This is a genomic window from Streptomyces sp. NPDC002054 (assembly GCF_040296685.1).
Classification (GTDB): domain Bacteria; phylum Actinomycetota; class Actinomycetes; order Streptomycetales; family Streptomycetaceae; genus Streptomyces.
In genome coordinates this window covers 1-1,153 of the sequence record NZ_JBEOXT010000084.1, presented here as the reverse complement: position 1 = coordinate 1,153, position 1,153 = coordinate 1, and the positions used below count along the sequence as shown (strand labels likewise).

Here is a 1,153-nt window from a genome sequence, read left to right as displayed (position 1 = left end):
GTTACTGACCTTGAAGGCGGGTTGTCGCAGGGGCTGACGAGCGGTGATCGTCGCGGTATGCCGGGTATATGAGGTATCCGCAGGGTGGTGGTCTGACCGCGGAGAGGCAAGCCTTCCGCGAGCGGATCCGGATGGAGGCAGCGGCGATGTTCGCCGCCGGGCGGGGCAGTACGGACATCGCGAAGGAGTTACGGGTCAGTGTCCGGTCGGTCCAGCGATGGCGGCAGGCCTGGAAGGCGGACGGCCGGAAAGGGGTTCGATCCCGCGGCCCGGCGTCCAGGCCGAAGCTGAGCGACGCCCTGTTCGCCGTGCTCGAGGAGGAGCTGGCCAAGGGACCGGTCGCGCATGGCTGGCCGGACCAGCGATGGACGCTGGCCAGGATCAAGACCCTGATCGGCCGGCGGTTCCACAAGTCGATGACGCTGTCGGGGGTCTCGCAGATGCTGCGGCGGCATCGCTGGAGTCATCAGGTTCCTGCCCGTCGTGCGGTCGAGCGTGACGAGGCGGCGGTGGCCGGCTGGGTGAAGGACGTATGGCCGCACGTGGAAACACCGCGGCGGCGCTCGGGGCCTGGATCGTCTTCGAGGACGAAGCCGGATTCTCGATGACGCCGCCGACCACCCGCACCTGGAGCCGGCGCGGCACCACACCCGTGATCCGAGTCCGCGGCCGTTCCCAGCGCCGCTTCTCCATCGCAGCCCTGTGCTGCTACAAACCCGGCGAACGCTCCCGCCTCGTCTACCGGCCCAAACAACATGCCGGCCACAAGGCCGGGAGTCGCAAGAGCTTCGCGTGGACTGAGTACCGCGACCTCCTCATCGCCGCCCACCAGCAACTCGGCGGACCCATCGTCCTCGTCTGGGACAACTTGAACGTCCACAAAGACCGCCGAATGAGGGCCTTCATCGACGCACAAGACTGGATCACCGCCTACCACCTGCCGTCTTACGCGCCCGACCTCAACCCCGTCGAAGGCATCTGGTCAATCCTCCGCCGCACCACCCAGGCCAACACCGCCTTCACCGACCCGAGCCACCTCATGCGCCGACTCCGACACGGCCTTCGCCAGATTCAATACCGCAGCGACATCATCGACGGATGCCTCACCGGAACCGGACTCACACCAACGACACCACGACTACAAACTGAGTAG

Annotated in this window: 1 protein-coding gene; it reads left to right on the top strand. The window is 66.6% G+C overall.

Features of this window, described 5'->3' with window-relative positions; genetic code table 11:
• Positions 1-68 precede the first annotated feature (68 nt).
• A protein-coding gene (locus tag ABT123_RS36835; protein ID WP_502971172.1) for an IS630 family transposase occupies positions 69-1,153 on the top strand; the annotation gives its coding sequence in 2 pieces (ribosomal slippage) (positions 69-594 and positions 594-1,153; 1,086 coding nt in all).